Here is a 19590-nt window from a genome sequence, read left to right as displayed (position 1 = left end):
ACTGTTGTCATCACAGTGGCCCGCCACGCCTCAGGTGGTCCGGTGCCAAAGAATCATTCGAACAAGTCGAAAGATCGGTTGTCGTCATGGAAAACATGGTTGCCTTCCTGCCGCTGCTCCTCGTCATGGGCGCCTTTATGTTCTTCGCCTCGCGGCGGCAGAAGCGCGCGATGCAGGCCACCATCGATCTGCACGAATCGCTGCAGGTGGGCGACCGGGTGCACACGACGTCGGGGCTGCAGGGCACCATCACCCGCATCACCGACGACGACGTCGACCTGGAGATCGCACCGGGTGTGGTGACCACCTGGATGAAGCTGGCCGTGCGCGACAAGATCGAGCCGGAGGAGTTGACTGCCGAGGCCGCAGTCGAAGGGGCCGTCGAGGGCGCCTAACAACGCACCGCCACTCGGGTGCAGCAGGTCGCCGCCATCCGGCTGGTCGGCTGACACGCCCGACGCGCGGAACGTCCGCCCAACGATCATCCCGGCCAGCCGGGCACGTACCCTTTTGCGGGTGCAGTGGTACTGATCGCTGCGGGCGGCCCGAGCATGGGTCGGCCCCGACGATCACGAGAGCGCATTGCGCAATGAGCGAAGGAGACTCAACAACGTGGCATCGCCTTCGGCGCCGGTGCACCCTGCCCGCAACCTGGCGGTGTTCCTGGCATTGCTCATCGGTGTCTACCTGCTGGTATTCCTGACCGGCAACAAGCTCGCCGAACCTAAACTCGGTATCGACCTGCAGGGCGGCACTCGCGTGACGCTCACCGCGCGCACCCCCGACGGCTCCACGCCGACCCGTGACGCGCTCAACCAGGCGCAACAGATCATCAGCGCCCGGGTCAACGGACTCGGTGTGTCGGGCTCTGAGGTCATCATCGACGGCAACAACCTGGTCATCACGGTGCCGGGCAGCGACGGCAATGAGGCCCGCACCCTCGGCCAGACGGCCCGGCTCTACATCCGGCCGGTGATCAACGGTGTCTCGGTGCAGGAAGCTCAGGCGGCCGGCCGGATGCCCGGCCTCGGCGGTGGCGGTATGCCCGGCGTCCCGGGCTTGCCGCCCGGCGCCGGTGGTGGCGTTCCCGGTCTGCCTCCGGGTCTCGGTGGCGGCGGCGCTCCCGGTCTGCCTCCCGGTCTCGGCGGTGGTGGCGTTCCCGGTCTGCCTCCGGGCGCCGGTGGTGGTGCTCCTGGGCTGCCTCCGGGCTTCGGCGCGGGCGGGCAGGGCCCGTTCGGCGGGAACGGTGCCTCGCTTCCGCAGCAGCCGCTGACGCCGCCGGCCCAGCCGCGTCCTTTCCCGCAGGAGCCGACCCCGACCCCGGGGACCACCTCTTCGGGCCCCGACTCCGAAAGCACCAGCGAGACAGCCACTCCCAGCACCTCGGCCGTTCCGGCGCCCACGGCACCGGGTTCGCCCGCCGAGTCGCCGGCGGCCCCCGGTGCGCAAATGCCCGCCTTGCCGGGCCTCCCGGGGCTGCCCGGTATGCCGGGTCTGCCCGGCCAGGGTGATCAGGCCCAGGGACTGGCGGCCCGTATCGCCGCCGAGAAGCGGTTACGGCAGAGCGACAACAAGGTCGTGCAGGCCTTGGCCCTGCAGATCCAGGCCGGCCGGTGCGACAAGGAAGACATCCTGGCCGGCAACGACGACCCGGACTTGCCGCTGGTGACCTGTTCGCAGGACCACCAGACCGCATACCTGCTGGCGCCGTCGATCATCAGCGGTGACCAGATCGCCGACGCGAGCTCCGGCATGGATCAGCGCAGCGGCGCGAACATCGTCCAGGTGCAGTTCAAGAGTGCGGCGGCCGACACCTGGGCCGACTTCACCGCGGCCCACATCGGCACCCAGACGGCGTTCACGCTGGACTCGCAGGTGGTCAGCGCGCCGCAGATCCAGGAGGCCATCCCGGGCGGCCGCACCCAGATCACGGGCGGCTCGCCGGGATTCACCCAGGATGGCGCCCGTCAGCTGGCCAACGTCTTGAAGTACGGGTCGCTGCCGTTGTCGTTTGAGGCCTCGGAAGCCGAAACCGTCTCGGCCACACTGGGAATGACCTCGCTGAAGGCGGGCCTGATCGCCGGTGCGATCGGTCTGGCCCTGGTGCTGATCTACTCGCTGCTCTACTACCGCGTACTCGGCGTGCTGACCGCGCTGTCGCTGGTGGTGGCCGGGGCCATGGTGTACGCGATCCTGATATTGCTGGGCCGCTACATCAATTACACGCTCGACCTGGCCGGTATCGCCGGTCTGATCATCGGTATCGGCACCACCGCAGACTCGTTCGTGGTGTTCTTCGAACGCATCAAGGACGAGATCCGCGAGGGCCGATCGTTCCGCTCGGCGGTGCCACGCGGGTGGACGCGCGCACGCAAGACGATCGTGTCCGGCAACGCGGTCACCTTCCTGGCGGCGGCGGTGCTCTACTTCCTGGCGGTCGGCCAGGTCAAGGGCTTCGCGTTCACCCTGGGGCTGACCACGATCCTCGACCTGGTGGTGGTGTTCCTGGTGACCTGGCCACTGGTCTACCTGGCGTCCAAGTCGCCGACGCTGGCCAAGCCGTCCTACAACGGCCTCGGCGCGGTTCAGCAGGTCGCACGGGAGCGGCGGGCGGTCGCCAAATCAGGAGGCGCAACCGGCGGCAAGTCCGGAGCCAAAGCGCGCACGCGGGTAACCGCCCAGTCGACGGAACAGGGATAGCCAGATGGCCAAACCGAGCACCAGTAGCGGCACGAAGCGCGCGACGAAGTCCGCAAAGAACGACACGGCAGCCGCCGAGGCCACCAAGAGCCGGACCGCCGCGCAGGCAAAGCCTCGCAAGACCGCTGCAACCCCCAAGGCGCCCAAGCACGGTTTCCTGTCGCGGCTCTACACCGGTACCGGCGCGTTCGAGGTCATCGGTAAGCGGCGGATGTGGTACGCGATCAGCGGCGCTATGGTCGCCATCGCGATCGTCAGCATCCTGGTTCGAGGCTTCACCTTCGGCATCGACTTCGCCGGTGGCACCAAGGTGTCGTTCCCGCGCGGCGACACCAGCGTCACCCAGGTCGAAGAGGTGTTCCGCAAGAGTGTCGGCAATAGTCCCGAGTCGGTGGTCGTAGTCGGCAACGGCAACTCGGCCACGGTGCAGATTCGCGCCGAAACGCTCACCAATGAGCAGACCGAGAAGCTGCGCGACGACCTGTTCGACGCCTTCCAGCCGGTGGGGCCCAACGGCGAGGCGAGCAAGCAGGCGATCAGTGACTCCGCGGTGTCGGAGACCTGGGGCGGGCAGATCACCAAGAAGGCCGTCATCGCCCTAGTGGTGTTCCTGCTGTTGGCGTCGCTGTACATCACGGTGCGCTACGAGTGGTTCATGACCCTCTCGGCGATGATCTCGATGGTCTTCGACATTCTCGTGACCGCCGGGGTGTATTCGCTGGTCGGATTCGAGGTCACACCGGCCACTGTCATCGGCCTGTTGACCATTCTCGGGTTCTCCATCTACGACACCGTCATCGTGTTCGACAAGGTCGAGGAGAACACCAGCGGCTTCGAACACAAGACCCGCTACACCTACGCCGAACAGGCAAACCTGGCCATCAACCAGACCTTCATGCGATCGATCAATACCAGCCTGATCTCGGCATTGCCGATCATCTCGCTGATGGTGGTCGCGGTGTGGCTGCTGGGTGTGGGAACGCTGCAGGACCTTGCACTGGTGCAGCTGGTCGGTGTTGTCGTCGGCACCTATTCGTCGATCTACCTGGCCACACCGCTGCTGGTCACGCTGCGGGAACGCACTCAACTGGTGCAGAACCACACCCGCCGGGTGATGCGGCGGCGCAACGCCACGACCGGCTCCAAGCCGGCAGCGGCCGGTGCCGAGGACTCAGGTGACGCCGAAGACACCGTTGCCGACGTGGACGAGGCCACGGTGGCCTCGGCGCCGGGCACCCCGGCGCCCGGCGCAAAGCCGGTCCGCCCCACCAGCCGGCGCAGCCAGGGTCCGACCGGCAAGCCAGGCGCCGGCCGGTAACCGGCGATGGCGGCCCGCTGTCGGCACGCTGCGATGTGGCTGGTGGCGATCGCCACCAGCCTCGGCGTCTGGTCGGTCCCGGCGTGCACCAGTGCCACCGTCGATCAGATCGACTACGCCGTCGACGGCGGTCTGATCACCTACAACAGCACCACCGTGGCCGGTGCGGCGTCGGCCGGGCCTCAGGCCTTCTCGCGGACCCTGATCGGCTTCGGCTACCACGGGCCGGACGGCCAGATCGTCACCGATCACGACTTCGGCAGCATCTCGGTGGTGGGCCGGGCTCCGCTGGTGCTGGACTATCAGATCGCGGACGCTGCGGTGTACTCCGACGGCAAGCCCATCACCTGTGACGACCTGGTGCTGGCGTGGGCGGCCCAGTCGGGCCGCTTCCCGGGCTTCGACGCCGCAAGCCGAGCCGGCTACCTCGACATCGAGAACATCGAGTGTCAGTCCGGTGCCAAGAAGGCCCGGGTGTCGTTCTTCGGCGGCCGCAACATCGTCGACTACGAGGAACTGTTCACCGCGACCTCGATGATGCCGTCGCACGTCATCAGCGAGAAGCTCGGTGTGAACATCACCGACGCCGTGCTGGGCAGACTTGGGCCCGCCGACGAGGTGATCGGCAAGGTCGCGCAGGCCTGGAACACCACCTGGCAGCTGGACCGCGGCGCTGACCTGCGCTACTTTCCGTCGTCCGGGCCCTACAAGATCGACTCGGTGCTCGAAGGCGGCGCCGTCGTGCTGGTGGCCAACGACCTGTGGTGGGGCGCCAAGCCGGTCACCAAGCGGATCACGGTGTGGCCGCAGACCGCCGACATCGCCGACCGGGTCAACAAACGTGTCATCGAAGTCGTCGACGTGGCGACCGGATCCGCCGGGTCGTTGATCACCCCCGATGACTACCAGAGCAGCGACAGCCCCTCGGGCGGCATCGAGCAGCTGATCTTCGCTCCGACCGGCCCGCTATCGGAGACTCCGGCACGCCGGGCGGTGGCTTTGTGCACCCCGCGCGACATCATCGCCCGCGACGCGGGTGTGCCCGTGGTCAATTCCCGGCTCAACACCGCCATGGACGACGCGTTCGACCAGGCCGAGAACGTGCCCGAGGCCGAACAGTTCGCCCGGGCAAACCCCGACGCGGCCCGCGATGCGCTGGGCGGCAAACCGCTGACCGTGCGGATCGGCTACCGCGGTCCCAACACCCGGCTGGCCGCGGTCATCGGGGCGATCACCAGCTCGTGTGCACCCGCCGGCATCACCGTCACCGAAGTGGCCACCGACGCCATCGGCCCGCTGGCACTGCGGGAGGGGCGGATCGACGTGTTGCTCGCCAGCACCGGCGGATCCACCGGCAGCGGGTCAAGCGGATCGTCGGTGGTGGACGCCTACGAGTTGTTCAGTGGTAACGGAAACAACCTGTCCGGCTACCACAACGATCAGATCGACGGCGTGGTGTCCGCGCTGGCCGTCACCGCCGACCCCGCGGAGATGGTCCGACTGCTCGCCGAGAGCGCTCCGGTGCTGTGGGCCGACATGCCGACGCTGCCGCTGTACCGACAGCAGCGCACCCTGCTGTCGTCGAAGAAGACCTATGGTGTCGCCGCCAATCCCACCCGGTGGGGCGCGGGCTGGAACATGGACCGCTGGGAGCTGCAACAGTGAACCAAGCCGGGCCTGCGGCGGGCGCCGGTCAGATCATCGCGTCGCTGATCCGCGAGGTGGCGGACTTTCCCACCCCGGGAATCGCGTTCAAAGACCTGACCCCGGTCTTCGCCGACGCCGCCGGACTGGCCGCGGTCACCGAGGCGCTGGCTCGCGTCGCGGCCGGTGCTGATCTGGTGGCCGGCATCGACGCGCGTGGATTCCTGCTGGCCGGGGCGGTCGCCGACCGGCTCGGGGTGGGCGCGCTGGCAGTCCGCAAGGGCGGCAAGCTGCCGCCGCCGGTGCTCTCGGAGCGCTATCAGCTCGAGTACGGAACCGCCGTGCTGGAGATTCCGGCCGACGGAATCGATGTGGCCGGGCGGCGGGTGGTAATCCTCGACGACGTGCTGGCCACCGGCGGTACCCTGGCCGCAACGCGGCGATTGTTGGATAGGGCAGGAGCCGAGGTGGTTGCGGCGGCGGTGGTGCTGGAGCTGGCGGGGCTGGGCGGACGTGCCGCCGTGGCACCGTTGCAGCTGCACAGCCTGCACCTGATTTAGTCGATATTCTCGTGGTCGGAGGTGAGCACAGTGGGCCCTGAACAAGGCTTATCGCAGGGCCCCGAGCAGGGCTCAGGCCCCGAGCGGTTCAGCGCTGATGCCGGCCAGCCGGTGGCGGTGTCGGAGGCGATCGCCCAGGACTCGCCCTCCGAGCGCACCGATCTGCTGAAGGTCCCGACCAGCGCGTCCCGGCGGGTCCGGGCCCGGATTGCCCGGCGCATCACCGCCCAACGTGGTGCCTTGAGCCCGGTGCTGGAGCCGCTGGTGGCGGTGCACCGGCAGTATTACCCGAAGGCCAATCTGGCGCTGCTCCAACGCGCCTACGAGGTGGCCGAGCAGCGTCATGCCACCCAGCTGCGCCATTCGGGGGATCCCTATATCACCCACCCAGTGGCCGTTGCCACCATCCTGGCCGAGTTGGGCATGGACACCATCACGTTGGTGGCCGCGTTGTTGCACGACACCGTCGAGGACACCGGATACACCCTGACCGCGCTGGCCGCCGAATTCGGTGACGAGGTTGCTCACCTGGTCGATGGGGTGACCAAGCTGGACAAGGTGGTGCTGGGCACCGCGGCCGAGGCCGAGACCATCCGCAAGATGGTCATCGCGATGGCGCGCGACCCGCGGGTGCTGGTGATCAAGGTCGCCGACCGGCTGCACAACATGCGCACCATCCGCTTCCTGGCGCCGGAGAAGCAGGCCCGCAAGGCGCGCGAGACGCTGGAAGTCATTGCGCCACTGGCGCATCGGCTGGGTATGGCCACCGTGAAGTGGGAGCTCGAGGATCTGTCGTTCGCGATCCTGCACCCCAAACGCTATGAGGAGATCGTGCGACTGGTGGCCGACCGCGCCCCGTCCCGCGATACCTACCTGGCCAAGGTGCGCGCCGAGATCGTCAACACCCTGGCGAAGTCGAAGATCACCGCCACCGTCGAAGGCCGACCCAAGCACTACTGGTCGATCTATCAGAAGATGATCGTGCGCGGGCGCGACTTCGACGATATCTACGACCTGGTGGGACTGCGGATCCTCTGCGACGAGATCCGGGACTGCTACGCGGCGGTCGGTGTCGTGCACTCGCTGTGGCAGCCGATGGCCGGCAGGTTCAAGGACTACATCGCTCAGCCGCGCTACGGGGTCTACCAATCGCTGCACACCACCGTGATCGGCCCAGAGGGCAAACCGCTGGAGATCCAGATCCGCACCCGGGAGATGCACCGCACCGCCGAGTACGGCATCGCCGCGCACTGGCGCTACAAAGAGGCCAAGGGCCGCAACGGTGTTCCGCATCTCAACACGGCCGCCGAGATCGACGACATGGCCTGGATGCGCCAGCTGTTGGACTGGCAGCGGGAGGCCGCCGACCCGGGCGAATTCCTCGAGTCGCTGCGCTACGACCTGGCCGTCAAAGAGATCTTCGTGTTCACCCCCAAGGGTGACGTGATCACCCTGCCCACCGGGTCCACACCCGTGGACTTCGCCTACGCCGTGCACACCGAGGTCGGCCACCGATGTATCGGCGCCCGGGTCAACGGCCGGCTGGTGGCGCTGGAGCGCAAGCTCGAAAACGGGGAAGTGGTCGAGGTTTTCACCTCGAAGGCGCAGAACGCCGGGCCGTCGCGGGACTGGCAACAGTTCGTGGTGTCGCCGCGAGCCAAGGCCAAGATCCGGCAGTGGTTCGCCAAGGAGCGCCGCGAGGAGGCCCTGGAGTCAGGCAAGGACGCGATGGCCCGCGAGGTGCGTCGGGCGGGATTGCCGCTGCAACGCCTGGTCAACGGCGAGTCGATGGCGGCGGTGGCCCGTGAACTGCACTACAGCGACGTGTCCGCGCTCTACACCGCCGTCGGCGAGAACCACATCTCGGCGCACCACGTCGTGCAACGGCTGGTGGCCCAGCTCGGTGGGGTGGACCAGGCCGAGGACGATCTGGCCGAGCGCTCCACGCCGCTGACCATCCCGCGCCGCGAGCGTCACACCGATGATGTCGGCGTCGCGGTTCCCGGCGCCACCGGGGTGTTGACCAAACTGGCCAAGTGCTGTACCCCGGTGCCCGGCGACGAGATCATGGGTTTCGTCACCCGTGGCGGCGGGGTGTCGGTGCACCGCACCGATTGCACCAATGCCGATGCCCTGCGCCAGCAGGACGAGCGGATCATCGAGGTCAAGTGGGCGCCGTCGCCGTCGTCGGTGTTCCTGGTCGCCATTCAGGTCGAGGCGCTGGATCGGCACCGGCTGCTGTCGGATATCACCAAGGTGCTCGCCGACGAGAAGGTCAACATCTTGTCGGCCTCGGTCACCACCTCACGAGACCGGGTGGCGATCAGCCGATTCACCTTCGAGATGGGCGACCCGAAGCATCTTGGCCACCTGCTCAACGTGGTGCGCAACGTCGAGGGCGTCTACGACGTCTACCGGGTGACGTCGGCGGCTTAGAAACCGGTCGCGCGGCGAGAACACCCCGCGAGCGTGCGCCTTTGCACAGCCGTGACGGCGTGTTGACGGGCAAACACGCACGCTCGCGCAGAGAGCGGAGGAGCGCTCGGGCTAGTCGGCGCGCACCGACTTGACGGTCACCTTGGTGACCGGCGAGCCGTCGTCGCCGCCGCCCTGCACACCGGCCGCCGCGATCTTGTCCAGGGTGGCCAGGCCGTCGTCCTGAATCTTGCCGAACACCGTGTACTGCGGCGGCAGCATCGAATCCTTGTAGACCAGGAAGAACTGGCTGCCGTTGGTGCCGGGCCCGGCGTTGGCCATCGCCACCGTGCCGCGCGGGTAGGTGACCGGTCGCTGGGCGGCCGGGTCACCCAAGGAGTACTGGTCGGTGGGGTACTCGTTGTCGAACTCATAGCCCGGGCCGCCGGTGCCGTCGCCGGCGGGATCCCCGCATTGCAGCACGCTGAGCATCGGCGATGTGGTCAGCCGGTGGCACTGGGTGCCGGAGAAGAAGTCCTTGGCCGCCAGGCTGATGAAGCTGTTGACGGTGCAAGGGGATTGGCCGTTGTTGAGCATCAACCCGATGGGGCCCTGGTCGGTCATCATCGAGACGCTGACCTCGGCGGGGTCGGTCGGGACTTTGCCGGACCGCGGCGGCTCGACGGCCTTGGTGGCCGGACGCGCCTTCGGGTACTGGCAGTCGGCGCCCAGCTGAGGCGATGCGGTGAACTTCGGCAGCTGCCCGGCGCTGGCGGCCGGTGCCCCGGAAGCGTCAGAGGAGTCCGCGGACTCCGATGTGTTCGAAGCCGACGAACCGCTCGCGTTGACATTGCCCGGATCGTTGTCGCGCAGCACCACGAACACCACCCCGGCGATCAGCAACACCGCCGCGACGGCGCCGACGATCATCAGTGCCCGGCGCTGCTTGCGGGCCGCCTCGGCACGCTGCTGCACCTGTTGGTCCAGATTGCGCTTGGCGGCGGCACGCCGCTCTGAGTTCGTGGGCACCGGCGGTAACCTCCTGGCTCGCTGACTGAGTCGGGCCTCAAGTCTGCCAGAACGGGCCTGCACCGCCCGCGTCACCGCCGACCCGGCGCGCAATGGGAAACTGGTCGGCGTGTTGGTCACCGGATTCCCCGCTGGAATGCTGGCGTGCAACTGTTATGTGTTGGCACAACGGCAGGGCTCGGACGCGATCGTCGTCGACCCCGGCCAGCGTGCGATGGCTCGGCTGCGGCGTGTGCTCGACGAGAATCGGCTGACACCGTCGGCGGTGCTGCTCACCCACGGCCACATCGACCACATCTGGTCGGCGCAGAAGGTCTCCGACACCTACGGCTGTCCCACCTACATTCACCCCGAGGACCGATTCATGCTCACCGACCCGCTGCGCTCACTGGGCACCGTCCCGGGGCAGGCGTTGTTCGGGGTGTTGAGCAAGGCGATGTTCTCCGAGCCCAAGCAGCTGATCGAACTGGACCGCGACGGAGACAAGATCGGCTTGGGCGACACCACGGTCACCGTCGACCACACACCCGGGCATACCCGCGGTTCGGTGGTGTTCCGGGTCGAAGGTGACGCCGCCGAGGTCGTGTTCAGCGGCGACACCCTGTTTCAGAACTCGGTCGGCCGCACCGACCTGCCCGGGGGCAGTGGCCGGGACCTGCTGACCTCGATCGTCGACAAACTGCTCTGCCTTGACGACGCGACCGTGGTGCTACCCGGCCACGGACCCAAAACCACCATCGGCGCGGAGCGCCGTTACAACCCGTTCCTGGAAGGGCTCAGTGCGTGAGCACGTTTGCCGCACCCAAAGGGGTGCCTGACTATGTCCCTCCGGCCTCGGCCGGCTTCGTCGCCGTCCGTGACGGACTGCTGGCGGTCGCTCGCCGCGCCGGTTACGGCGACATCGAGCTGCCGATCTTCGAAGACACCGCACTGTTCGCGCGCGGGGTGGGGGAGTCCACCGACGTGGTCTCCAAGGAGATGTACACGTTTGCCGATCGCGGCGACCGTTCGGTCACCCTGCGGCCCGAGGGCACCGCAGGCGTGATGCGCGCGGTGATCGAGCACGGGCTGGACCGCGGTCAGCTGCCGGCCAAGCTTTGCTATTCGGGGCCGTTCTTCCGTTACGAGCGCCCGCAGGCCGGACGTTATCGGCAGCTGCAACAGGTCGGGGTCGAGGCGATCGGGGTGGACGATCCTGCCCTGGACGCCGAGGTGATCGCGGTCGCCGATGCGGGCTTCCGTTCCCTGGGACTGGAGGGCTTCCGGCTGGAGATCACCTCGCTGGGCGACGGCACCTGCCGGCCCGCCTATCGAGAGTTGCTGCAGCAGTTCCTGTTCGGGCTCGACCTCGACGAGGAGACCCGCCAGCGCGCGCAGCTCAATCCCCTGCGGGTGCTCGACGACAAGCGTCCGCAGGTGCGTGAGATGACCGCTGACGCCCCGGTCATGCTCGACCACCTCTCCGAAGCCGCCCGGACGCACTTCGACACCGTGCTGGCACACCTGGATGCGCTCGGGGTCCCGTACGTGGTCAATCCGCGCATGGTGCGCGGCCTGGACTACTACACCAAGACCACCTTCGAATTCGTGCACGACGGGTTGGGTGCGCAGTCCGGGATCGGTGGCGGAGGCCGGTATGACGGGCTCATGCGTCAGCTCGGTGGACAGGACCTGTCCGGGATCGGATTTGGTCTCGGCGTGGACCGCACCCTGCTCGCGCTGGCCGCCGAGGGCAAGACCGTGGGGCGGACCAGCCGATGCGACGTATTCGGGGTGGGCCTTTCCGAGGCGGCCAAGCTGCGGCTGGCCGTTATCGCCGCGCAGTTGCGGGCGGCCGGGGTGCGCGTGGACCTGGCGTACGGAGACCGCGGCCTCAAGGGCGCGATGCGTGCCGCGGACCGTTCCGGAGCCGTCATCGCCCTGGTCGCGGGCGATCGCGACCTGGAGGCAGGCACCGTCGGCGTCAAGAACCTGGCCACCGGGGAGCAGATCGACGTGGCGGTCGACGATGTTGTCGCCGAGGTGCTGCGACGAATGTCGCCTTAGTGCACGGTTATCCACAGAACGCGTGACAAAAGCCGACGCTCGGCACTGAGGTGACGGCTTGGGACGGCAGTGTGAACTTCATGCCGACGCCCACCCCCGGTTCGACGTGGCCCTTCCTCGGGTCTGAGGCGTTGGCAGCGGGCAGCGTGAGCAGGCGGACGTTACGCAGTCGGCATCGGCAGATCTACCGCAACGTCTATCTGCCCAACGGCGTAGAACTCACCCCCGTCACCCGTGCAGTGGCCGATTGGCTGTGGTCGGGCAGGACCGCGACGGTGGCCGGGTTGTCCGCAGCGGCGCTGCACGGATCACGATGGATTGACGCGCGATCGCCGGCCGAGCTGAACCGCAAGGCTGCTGGCGACGCCGATGGGATTGCGATCTATCGCGAGCGGCTGGAAGTGGACGAAACGTGCCTCATCCGAGGGATACCAACCACCACGGCCGCCCGGACTGCCTTCGACCTCGGGCGCAGGGGAGGCCTGACCGGTGCCATAATCCGACTCGATTCCCTGGCGCATGCCACAGGGCTTGTCGCGGACGACGTATCCGAGGTGGCCGAACGCCATCGGGGTGTTCGCGGTCTGGTACAGCTACGGCGTGCGATCGCGTTGATGGACGGCGGCGCTGAATCCCCGCAGGAAACCAAGACACGGCTGTTGCTGATTCGCGGCGGACTGCCGTGTCCGGTGACCCAGATCGTTGTGCGAGATGGCTTCGGGCGTCCGTTTGCCCGCATTGACATGGGCTGGCCCGAATACCGGGTGGGCGTGGAGTTCGACGGTGCGCAGCACTGGACCGATCCGCGGCAGCGGACCGCTGACATCGACCGCTATGCCGAGTTGGCCGCGCGCGGCTGGGTGATTGTCCGGGTTAGTAGTGACCTGCTTCGGTATCGGCCGAATGTGGTTCTCATGCGGGTCCGGGCAGCGCTACAGGTCGCTGGTTGCACCCGGACTGAGGCGAATGTCGACTTATTGCACGCGCAGCGCCTCGGGGCGTGACGTAACCCGACAGTCGGCAACACACGGTAGCGTGGCGCGGTATGACGATCATGCGGAACGTGACAGTCAAGGTCGGCACGGTGGTGCTGATGGCAGCCGCCGGAATGGCGGCCAGCCATGCGACGTCACTTGCGGACCCCGAGAACAGCCCAGCCTCTCCGACTGAGAGCCCGGCGGCATCGCCCACCGAGAATGCGGCGCCGTCACCGACGCCCACCCCGACCGAGAACGCGACCGAACCGTCGACCGACGCTCCGAAGAAGAGCACGACGGGCGGCCACGAGGTCACCTACACCATCACCGCCACCAGTGACCTGACCGGCAACATCTCCTACATCAAGACCGACCCGCCCAGCATGGCTGCCTACAACGCCAACTCCTCGGAGTACCTCGAGACGGTTCGGGTGCCGATCGGCGGGGGACAGCCAGTGGTCTACACCACCACCCTGGCCGATCCGAGTCAGTGGGCGCTGGTCACCGCTAGCGGTGGCTTGCGGATCAACCCGGAGTTCCACTGTGAGATCGCGGTCGACGGCGAAGTGGTGGTGACGCAGCAGGGCGGCAGTGGGGTGTCCTGCGCTACCCGGCCCTGGTGACCGATCCGGCTCAGCCGGCGAATACGTACACCCAGGCTTGCGCACCTGAGCGCAGTGGCACCGAGATCCGCCGGTAGGCGTCAACCTCGTACTCGTCAGCGGCCGCCAGTTCGGCGGTGCTGATCGCGAAGACCGTGCCAGGGACAGCGGCGTCATGTGCGTCCGACGGGCGCAGGATCGGATGACGGTCACTGCCACTGACTGCCACCACGTGCGGATCGGTGATCGTCACGTAGTCCAGGTCGTAGCCGATGATCGCGTCGGGCCGGCCATCGGGTTCGCGCCCGAACGTGCTGAGTTGCACCTCCGGTAGCTGCAGGGTGCCGTAGGAGAACAGCAGTTCGGTGTTCACTGGGCACCGCCGGCTTCGTCGGCGGCGACAACGACGACTTCGGCGGGCCCCGAGCCCACCGACCGGAGCCGGTGGCTGATCGAGGCGTCGAAGTAGGCGCTGTCACCAGCGCTGAGCGTCCACGTCGCATCGCCGTACTCCAATTCGACGGTCCCGGCGTGCACGAAGATGAACTCCTGGCCCTGATGAACCGGGTGCGTCGGATGGCCATCACGATTGCCCTGCCCGGTGGGACGAACCACGAACGGGGACATCGTCTTTCCCAGCATGCCCGCGGCCATGGCCCGGTAGCGCTGTCGATCCGTGCTGCGGTCCGCTGCCCGGTCCACGGCGATCTTGTCTTCGTCGCCACGCTCGGAGAACAGTTGGGCCACATCGACATCCAGGGCGCGGGCCACCTTGATGGCTACCGCGATGGACGGCGTACTGCGACTGCGTTCGATTTTGGACAGGTAGCTCTTGGTCAGCCCGGTCCGCTCGGCCAGGCCTTCGAGGGTGAGGCCTCGTTGCTTGCGGACGGCGCGCAGCAGTTCTGTCATGCGTCCATGATGACACAGGAGATGACACAAGGTGTCCTATCGGCTAGAGTTGTGTCATCCACTTCCGTCACCGAGGAGCTGCCATGGGCACCACGTTCGACGATTCCAAATCCGACCTGATGCAACGCGCGGAGCACCGCTTCGCGGAGAACTTCACCGAAACTCAGTGGTCCACTCGCCAGAAATTGGCGCTGACCTGCCGCGCGTTGTCCGACCGTGGTCATGACTCCGGCCTGGCCGGACAGATCACCGCCCGTGCTGAGGCGCCGGGCACCTACTACACCCAACGTCTCGGCCTCGGGTTCGACGAGATCACCGACACCAATCTCCTGCTCGTCGACGAAGACCTCAACGTCATCGAGGGCGAGGGGATGGCCAACCCCGCCAACCGATTCCACAGCTGGATATACCGGGCCCGCCCCGATGTCCAGTGCATCGTGCACACCCACCCGTTTCACGTGGCTGCGCTGTCGATGCTGGAAACCCCGCTGATCGTTTCGCACATGGACACCACACCGCTCTATGACGACTGCGCCTTCCTGCCGCTGTGGCCGGGGGTTCCGGTCGGAAACGAGGAGGGCGAGATCATCTCCGAGGCCATTGGCGACAAGAAGGCGATCCTGCTGGCGCACCACGGCCAGATCGTGGCCGGCGCCAGTGTGGAGGAGGCCTGCTCGCTGGCGGTGCTGATCGAGCGTGCCGCCGCACTGCAACTGGCCGCCATGGCCGCCGGGACCATCAAGGAACTCCCGGAGAAGCTGGCTCGAGAAGCCCACGACTGGACCTTGCTGCCCAACCGCAGCCGGGCGAACTTCGCCTACTACGCGCGCCGCGCCCTGGCCGGCCACCCCGACGCGATCACCCGATAAGCAAGGAGTCCCTTGTGGCAACACAGTTACATGGAGTCATCGGCTACCCGGTGACGCCGTTTCGCGACGGCGGAATCGACACCACGGTCCTGGCCACCGTCATCAACCGGCTCGTCGAGGCCGGGGTGCATGCCGTCGCCCCGCTGGGCAGCACCGGTGAACTCGCCTATCTCGACGAAGACGAGTTCGAGACCTGCGTCGACGCCTCGATCGCCGCGGTCGCCGGGCGTCTGCCGGTGCTGGTCGGGGTCTCGGATCTGACCACCGCGCGTACCGTGCGCCGCGCCCGCTATGCCGCGCAGGCCGGCGCCGACGCGGTGATGGTCTCGCCGGTGTCGTACTGGAAACTGTCTGAACGCGAGATCGCCGCGCATTACCGGGCCGTCTCCGATGCCATCGACATCGACATCGTGGCCTACAACAACCCGGCGACCTCCGGGATCGACATGAGTCCAGAGCTGCTGGTGGCCATGTTCGAGGGCATCGAGCACGTCACCATGGTCAAGGAGTCCACCGGCGATCTGAGCCGGATGCTGCGGATCGCCACGCTGTCCGACGGGCGCTTGCCGTTCTTCAACGGCAGCAATCCGCTGGTGCTCGATGCGCTGCGTGCCGGGGCGGCCGGCTGGTGCACCGCGGCACCCAACCTGCGTCCGCAGCCGTGCCTGGACCTCTACACCGCGGTCACCGCCGGCGAACTGGACAAGGCCCAGGCGTGCTACGACGACCTCAAGCCGCTGCTGGAGTTCATCGTGGCCGGCGGGCTGCCCACCACGGTCAAGGCCGGCCTGGACTTGCTCGGGGTACCGGCCGGAGAACCGCGCCGCCCACTGCTGCCGCTCGACGAGGCGGGTCAGGCCGAGCTGCGCGAGCTACTTACGCGCTGACCCAGGGCTAACCCAGGTCAGCGGCGGCGAAGGTGTCGCACTGGTTGGGGTCGCCGCTCTGATAGCCGACGGTGAACCAGTGCTGGCGCTGCGCGGATGCACCGTGGGTCCAGGACTCCGGATTGACTCGACCGGTGGCGGCCTGCTGAATGCGGTCGTCACCCACCGACGACGCCGCGGACAACGCATCGCTGATGTCTTGGTCGGTCAGCGGCTGCAGGAACGGCACCCCGGTGCCCTCCTGCTTGGTCACCGATGCGTAGTGCGCCCAGACCCCGGCATAGCAGTCGGCCTGCAACTCCGTGCGAACCCCGGCGCCGGTTGCGCCCTGCGCGCCGGTTTGGGCCCGGCCGAGCACGCCGAGCAGGTTCTGCACGTGGTGGCCGAACTCGTGAGCGACCACATACTCCTGCGCCAAGGGCCCGCTGCTGGAGCCGAATCGGTCGACGAGCACCTTGAAGAAGTCGGTATCGAAGTAGGCGGTCTGGTCCGCGGGGCAGTAAAACGGTCCGACAGCACTGCTGGCCGCCCCACAGGCGGTGGACGTCTGTCCGCTGAACAGCTCTACGCGCGGACGCGTGTAACCACGCAGCAGGTCCGACCACACCGCGTCCACCGAGTTTGCCGTGGCGACCACCCGGCATTGCACGTATTTATTGGCGTCCTTGCCGGTGCGGCATTTGTCGAGGTCGAATCCCGGTGACGTGTACTGGCCGCGATCCACGGGCTGCTGACTGAGCACCTCGCCGGGATCGGCCCCCAACAGCAGCGCCACCACCAGAATCACCAGCCCGGCAACGCCGCCGCCGATCGCAATCCCACGACCGCCGCCGCCTGAGGAGGTAGTGCTGGTATCGATCTGCATACCCTCGTTGAAGGTCATCGCACGCTCCGTGGAGTTGTCCGTAGTTAGATGGTGCCCGCCGACCGATTGGGGCACCTTAGCTTCGCATACCGGCGCCCGCCGCCAGGCCCGGTTCAGTGCGGTTGAACGCGTCGAATCCCGCGCCTTGGCTAAGTGAATAGAGCTTTGTCTGACCAGATCCCAAAGCTTTACTGAATGTTTGTCGCCACGCTGTACCCCGAGGTCGCGCCGGTGTTACGTTCTGCATCCGGCCGCAATAGGACGCTTCCAGCGACGGCTGCCGCAGCTACCTGCCCCAGGATTCAAGAGAGGTTGCCTGCTCGGTGAACGCTTCAACTCGTGCCCGCAGGGCCCCGTGGTGCGCCGGCCACGAGTTGTCGTTCGCCTCGGGCGCCCCAGCTTTATCAGACCGTTATTACAACTGTCCGCTAGAGTGACGTACGTCAAGTATTGACGCAGACTTCGAGTACCCAACACTTCCCCGAGACGCTTGCACGCCCCCCAGGAGGAACAATGTCGTTCGTAACCGCTCAGCCAGAGAACCTGACGGCGGCCGCCGGAAGCCTTTCCGGAATCGGCGACTCGATGACCGCGGGGGTTACCGCCGCTGCTGCTCCTACCACTGGTGTGACCGCGCCTGCCGCGGACTTGGTGTCGGCGATGACCGCTGCCCACTTCTCGGTCCACGGATCCCTGTTCCAGGAGGTCAGTGCGCAGGCGGCGGCGGTGCACCAGCAGATCGTGGCCACTTTGGGTAGCAACGCGAACGCTTACGCCCTCACCGAGGCTGTCAACGCCGCGGCTGCTGGCTGAAGCGGGGCGCCTCGATGAGTTTCAGTGTCTTTCCGCCCGAGATCAACTCTGGGCTTATATATACCGGGCCCGGTTCGAGTCCACTGTTGGAAGCTGCGGCGGCGTGGGCTCAGCTGGCGAGCGAGTTGATGACGTCGGCGACAGCGACGCACTCGGTGATTGCCAATCTGGACTCGACCTGGACTGGGGCCGGCTCGGCAGCGGCGACCGCCTCGACCGCACCGTATGTGGCCTGGCTTGAGCAGGCTTCGGCGACCGCCGCCAACAACGCTGCGCTGGCCACCCAGGCGGCCGCGCTGTTCGAGGCGGCGCGGGCCGCGTCGGTGCCGCCCGCGGTGATCGCGGCGAACCGCGCGATGCTGCTGGCGTTGATCTCGACCAACTTCTTCGGCCAGAACACCCCGCTGATCCAGGCGACTGAGCACCAGTACGAAGTGATGTGGGCGACCGACGGCGCCGCGATGGACACCTACAGCGGGTCTGCAGAGGCTAATAACAACGCGCTGCAGCAGGTCTCGACACCGCCGCAGTCCGCCCAGGCGACGGCGCAGGGGACGCCGGGATCGGCCGATGGCGGTCCGGTCATCACCCCGCCTGGCAACGGGCCGTCAGGTTATGACTTTGCCACCGTCGGCGGCTTGCTCGACGCCGTTGGCCTCCCTTCGACGTTGCTCGGCGAGAAGGCGGCGGCCACCACGATCAGCTCGGCGCTGTCGCCCATCAGCTCGGCGAGCATGCCCGCGATGATGTTGGTGCGATTGCTGCCGATGCTGATGCAGTTGGGCCGGTTGGGCGCCGCGGGTGGAACAGCGGGCACGCTGGCCGGACAATCGGCCGCCGGGGGCGCCGGCACCCTGATGACCCAGATCGGCGACTTCGTCAACGACAAGCTGCAGGGCGCGGTCGGCGTGCTTGCCGGCCACTTCAGCTCGGCCACTAACGCCATCTCCGCCAAGCTCGGCCAAGCCGCCTCGATGGGCGCGCTGAAGGTGCCGCAAGCCTGGTCGATGGCCGCCGACGGTATGGTCCGCGCCGCTCCGGTACTGCCCGCAACCACGGTCAGCGCCCCGGTCCAGACCATGTCGGGAGGACTTCCGGGCGGCCCGTTCGGCCACGCCATGATGGGCGCGATGGCCGGACGCGGGATGGGCGCGATCGCCGCCAAGGCCCCCAAGGTTATGCCCCGTTCGCCGGCTGGCGGGTAGCGGAAGGGGCCTGAACACCACGTGTCCGCCGGGTCGGCGCCCGGCTACCACAACGAATTGAAGAGCAAGAGGGAGAAAACCATGGCAACACGTTTTATGACTGATCCGGACGCGATGCGTTCGATGGCGGGCCGTTTTGATGTGCACGCGCAGACGGTGGAGGACGAGGCTCGTCGGATGTGGGCGTCGTCGACCAACATCTCTGGTGCTGGCTGGGGTGGTCTGGCGGAGCGGACCTCGATGGACACCATGGGTCAGATGCAGACGGCGTTTCGCAACATCGTGAACATGCTGCATGGTGTGCGTGATGGTCTGATTCGCGACGCTAACCACTACGAGCAGCAGGAAGCTGCTTCCCAGCAGATCCTGTCGAGCTAGAAGGAGAATCAGGACCATGTCGATCAATTACCAGTTCGGTGATGTGGACGCTCACGGTGCGTTGATTCGTGCCCAGGCGGCGTCGTTGGAGGCGGAGCACCAGGCGATCGTGCACGATGTGTTGGCTGCCGGTGATTTCTGGGGTGGTGCGGGTTCGGTGGCGTGCCAGGAGTTTGTGGCGCAGTTGGGTCGCAACTTCGCGGTGATTTACGAGCAGGCCAACAGTCACGGTCAGAAGGTGCAGTCGGCCGGCAACAACATGGCCAACACCGACGCTTCGGTGGGCTCCAGCTGGGCCTGACCCAAGCCAATCGCGATCAAGAAACCGGTGCAGCCCGCGGGCTGCACCGGTTTCTTGCATTCTGTGGAG

The 19590-nt window shown here is 67.1% G+C and carries 20 protein-coding genes; 16 read left to right on the top strand and 4 right to left on the bottom strand.

The features are described 5' to 3' along the window. The first annotated feature begins 86 nt into the window (after nucleotides 1-86). The 6 genes from yajC (at nucleotide 87) to ACKY0X_RS12850 (ending at nucleotide 8658) form a co-directional block, all read left to right on the top strand. Nucleotides 87-395, top strand: coding sequence for a preprotein translocase subunit YajC (gene yajC, locus ACKY0X_RS12875; RefSeq protein WP_409426346.1), 309 nt, complete (start codon nucleotides 87-89; stop codon nucleotides 393-395). Nucleotides 396-612: 217 nt separating this feature from the next. Continuing rightward, the gene (secD, locus tag ACKY0X_RS12870) at nucleotides 613-2700 is read left to right on the top strand and encodes a protein translocase subunit SecD (RefSeq protein ID WP_409426345.1); all 2088 of its coding nucleotides are present in this window, start codon (nucleotides 613-615) and stop codon (nucleotides 2698-2700) included. 4 nt (nucleotides 2701-2704) lie between these two features. Beyond that, a complete protein-coding gene (gene secF, locus ACKY0X_RS12865) occupies nucleotides 2705-4018 on the top strand; it encodes a protein translocase subunit SecF (protein WP_409426344.1) in 1314 nt (437 codons plus the stop codon). A 6-nt stretch (nucleotides 4019-4024) separates the two neighbouring features. Beyond that, nucleotides 4025-5683, top strand: a complete 1659-nt coding sequence (locus ACKY0X_RS12860; protein ID WP_409426343.1) for an ABC transporter substrate-binding protein — start codon at nucleotides 4025-4027, stop codon at nucleotides 5681-5683. After that, complete coding sequence (locus tag ACKY0X_RS12855; RefSeq protein ID WP_082981199.1) at nucleotides 5665-6222, top strand: adenine phosphoribosyltransferase; 558 nt, start codon at nucleotides 5665-5667, stop codon at nucleotides 6220-6222. Before ACKY0X_RS12860 ends, ACKY0X_RS12855 begins: the two co-directional genes overlap by 19 nt. 111 nt (nucleotides 6223-6333) lie before the next feature. Beyond that, complete coding sequence (locus ACKY0X_RS12850; RefSeq protein ID WP_409429618.1) at nucleotides 6334-8658, top strand: RelA/SpoT family protein; 2325 nt, start codon at nucleotides 6334-6336, stop codon at nucleotides 8656-8658. Nucleotides 8659-8769: 111 nt separating this feature from the next. On the opposite strand, the gene ACKY0X_RS12845 is transcribed toward ACKY0X_RS12850, so the two are convergent. After that, on the bottom strand, nucleotides 8770-9666 hold the full coding sequence (locus ACKY0X_RS12845) for a peptidylprolyl isomerase (protein ID WP_409426342.1): 897 nt from the start codon (nucleotides 9664-9666) through the stop codon (nucleotides 8770-8772). Between the two features lie 109 nt (nucleotides 9667-9775). Here ACKY0X_RS12845 and ACKY0X_RS12840 point away from each other — a divergent pair, with 109 nt between their 5' ends. The 4 genes from ACKY0X_RS12840 (at nucleotide 9776) to ACKY0X_RS12825 (ending at nucleotide 13312) form a co-directional block, all read left to right on the top strand. Next, complete coding sequence (locus ACKY0X_RS12840; RefSeq protein ID WP_046285532.1) at nucleotides 9776-10453, top strand: MBL fold metallo-hydrolase; 678 nt, start codon at nucleotides 9776-9778, stop codon at nucleotides 10451-10453. Then, nucleotides 10450-11712 carry a histidine--tRNA ligase gene (gene hisS / locus ACKY0X_RS12835; RefSeq protein ID WP_409426341.1) on the top strand — a complete coding sequence of 421 codons (1263 nt, stop codon included), beginning with the start codon at nucleotides 10450-10452 and terminating at the stop codon, nucleotides 11710-11712. Before ACKY0X_RS12840 ends, hisS begins: the two co-directional genes overlap by 4 nt. Before the next feature lie 80 nt (nucleotides 11713-11792). Next, nucleotides 11793-12716: an endonuclease domain-containing protein gene (locus ACKY0X_RS12830; RefSeq protein ID WP_409426340.1), complete on the top strand. Its 924-nt coding sequence runs from the start codon at nucleotides 11793-11795 to the stop codon at nucleotides 12714-12716. A gap of 41 nt (nucleotides 12717-12757) precedes the next feature. Next, nucleotides 12758-13312: a hypothetical protein gene (locus tag ACKY0X_RS12825; protein WP_409426339.1), complete on the top strand. Its 555-nt coding sequence runs from the start codon at nucleotides 12758-12760 to the stop codon at nucleotides 13310-13312. 10 nt (nucleotides 13313-13322) lie between these two features. On the opposite strand, the gene ACKY0X_RS12820 is transcribed toward ACKY0X_RS12825, so the two are convergent. After that, nucleotides 13323-13664, bottom strand: a complete 342-nt coding sequence (locus ACKY0X_RS12820; RefSeq protein WP_065042358.1) for a gamma-glutamylcyclotransferase family protein — start codon at nucleotides 13662-13664, stop codon at nucleotides 13323-13325. After that, the gene (locus tag ACKY0X_RS12815; RefSeq protein ID WP_409426338.1) at nucleotides 13661-14203 is read right to left on the bottom strand and encodes a helix-turn-helix domain-containing protein; all 543 of its coding nucleotides are present in this window, start codon (nucleotides 14201-14203) and stop codon (nucleotides 13661-13663) included. The genes ACKY0X_RS12820 and ACKY0X_RS12815 overlap by 4 nt, the downstream gene beginning before the upstream one ends. An 83-nt stretch (nucleotides 14204-14286) precedes the next feature. Between ACKY0X_RS12815 and ACKY0X_RS12810 the strand changes: the two genes are divergently transcribed. After that, nucleotides 14287-15072 (top strand): aldolase, encoded by a 786-nt coding sequence (locus ACKY0X_RS12810; RefSeq protein WP_409426337.1) that lies wholly within the window; start codon nucleotides 14287-14289, stop codon nucleotides 15070-15072. 14 nt (nucleotides 15073-15086) lie between these two features. Beyond that, entirely contained in the window at nucleotides 15087-15959 is an 873-nt protein-coding gene (locus ACKY0X_RS12805) for a dihydrodipicolinate synthase family protein (protein ID WP_409426336.1), read from the top strand. 7 nt (nucleotides 15960-15966) lie between these two features. On the opposite strand, the gene ACKY0X_RS12800 is transcribed toward ACKY0X_RS12805, so the two are convergent. After that, a complete protein-coding gene (locus tag ACKY0X_RS12800) occupies nucleotides 15967-16842 on the bottom strand; it encodes a neutral zinc metallopeptidase (protein ID WP_308483370.1) in 876 nt (291 codons plus the stop codon). A gap of 495 nt (nucleotides 16843-17337) precedes the next feature. Here ACKY0X_RS12800 and ACKY0X_RS12795 point away from each other — a divergent pair, with 495 nt between their 5' ends. The 4 genes from ACKY0X_RS12795 to ACKY0X_RS12780 all read left to right on the top strand — a co-directional run bounded on the left by ACKY0X_RS12795 (nucleotide 17338) and on the right by ACKY0X_RS12780 (nucleotide 19521). Then, nucleotides 17338-17637 carry a PE family protein gene (locus ACKY0X_RS12795; RefSeq protein ID WP_409426335.1) on the top strand — a complete coding sequence of 100 codons (300 nt, stop codon included), beginning with the start codon at nucleotides 17338-17340 and terminating at the stop codon, nucleotides 17635-17637. A gap of 14 nt (nucleotides 17638-17651) precedes the next feature. Further along, nucleotides 17652-18842, top strand: a complete 1191-nt coding sequence (locus ACKY0X_RS12790) for a PPE family protein (RefSeq protein ID WP_409426334.1) — start codon at nucleotides 17652-17654, stop codon at nucleotides 18840-18842. A gap of 81 nt (nucleotides 18843-18923) precedes the next feature. Beyond that, nucleotides 18924-19220: a WXG100 family type VII secretion target gene (locus ACKY0X_RS12785; RefSeq protein WP_047317297.1), complete on the top strand. Its 297-nt coding sequence runs from the start codon at nucleotides 18924-18926 to the stop codon at nucleotides 19218-19220. 16 nt (nucleotides 19221-19236) lie between these two features. Then, nucleotides 19237-19521 (top strand): WXG100 family type VII secretion target, encoded by a 285-nt coding sequence (locus ACKY0X_RS12780; protein ID WP_047317298.1) that lies wholly within the window; start codon nucleotides 19237-19239, stop codon nucleotides 19519-19521. Nucleotides 19522-19590 lie beyond the last annotated feature (69 nt).

It is taken from the genome of Mycobacterium sp. SMC-11 (assembly GCF_046250095.1).
Classification (GTDB): domain Bacteria; phylum Actinomycetota; class Actinomycetes; order Mycobacteriales; family Mycobacteriaceae; genus Mycobacterium; species Mycobacterium heraklionense_A.
The sequence above is the reverse complement of the archived record's forward strand: the minus strand, read 5'-3'. Positions and strand labels throughout refer to the sequence as shown.

Excerpts from the sequence above, each read along its gene's own strand:
- yajC (WP_409426346.1), top strand. The coding sequence starts at position 87 with ATGGAAAACATGGTTGCCTTCCTGCCGCTGCTCCTCGTCATGGGCGCC.
- ACKY0X_RS12830 (WP_409426340.1), top strand. The coding sequence starts at position 11,793 with ATGCCGACGCCCACCCCCGGTTCGACGTGGCCCTTCCTCGGGTCTGAG.
- ACKY0X_RS12790 (WP_409426334.1), top strand. The coding sequence starts at position 17,652 with ATGAGTTTCAGTGTCTTTCCGCCCGAGATCAACTCTGGGCTTATATAT.
- ACKY0X_RS12800 (WP_308483370.1), bottom strand. The coding sequence starts at position 16,842 with ATGACCTTCAACGAGGGTATGCAGATCGATACCAGCACTACCTCCTCA.
- ACKY0X_RS12795 (WP_409426335.1), top strand. The coding sequence starts at position 17,338 with ATGTCGTTCGTAACCGCTCAGCCAGAGAACCTGACGGCGGCCGCCGGA.
- ACKY0X_RS12815 (WP_409426338.1), bottom strand. The coding sequence starts at position 14,203 with ATGACAGAACTGCTGCGCGCCGTCCGCAAGCAACGAGGCCTCACCCTC.
- ACKY0X_RS12785 (WP_047317297.1), top strand. The coding sequence starts at position 18,924 with ATGGCAACACGTTTTATGACTGATCCGGACGCGATGCGTTCGATGGCG.
- secF (WP_409426344.1), top strand. The coding sequence starts at position 2,705 with ATGGCCAAACCGAGCACCAGTAGCGGCACGAAGCGCGCGACGAAGTCC.
- ACKY0X_RS12780 (WP_047317298.1), top strand. The coding sequence starts at position 19,237 with ATGTCGATCAATTACCAGTTCGGTGATGTGGACGCTCACGGTGCGTTG.
- ACKY0X_RS12810 (WP_409426337.1), top strand. The coding sequence starts at position 14,287 with ATGGGCACCACGTTCGACGATTCCAAATCCGACCTGATGCAACGCGCG.
- ACKY0X_RS12860 (WP_409426343.1), top strand. The coding sequence starts at position 4,025 with ATGGCGGCCCGCTGTCGGCACGCTGCGATGTGGCTGGTGGCGATCGCC.
- ACKY0X_RS12825 (WP_409426339.1), top strand. The coding sequence starts at position 12,758 with ATGACGATCATGCGGAACGTGACAGTCAAGGTCGGCACGGTGGTGCTG.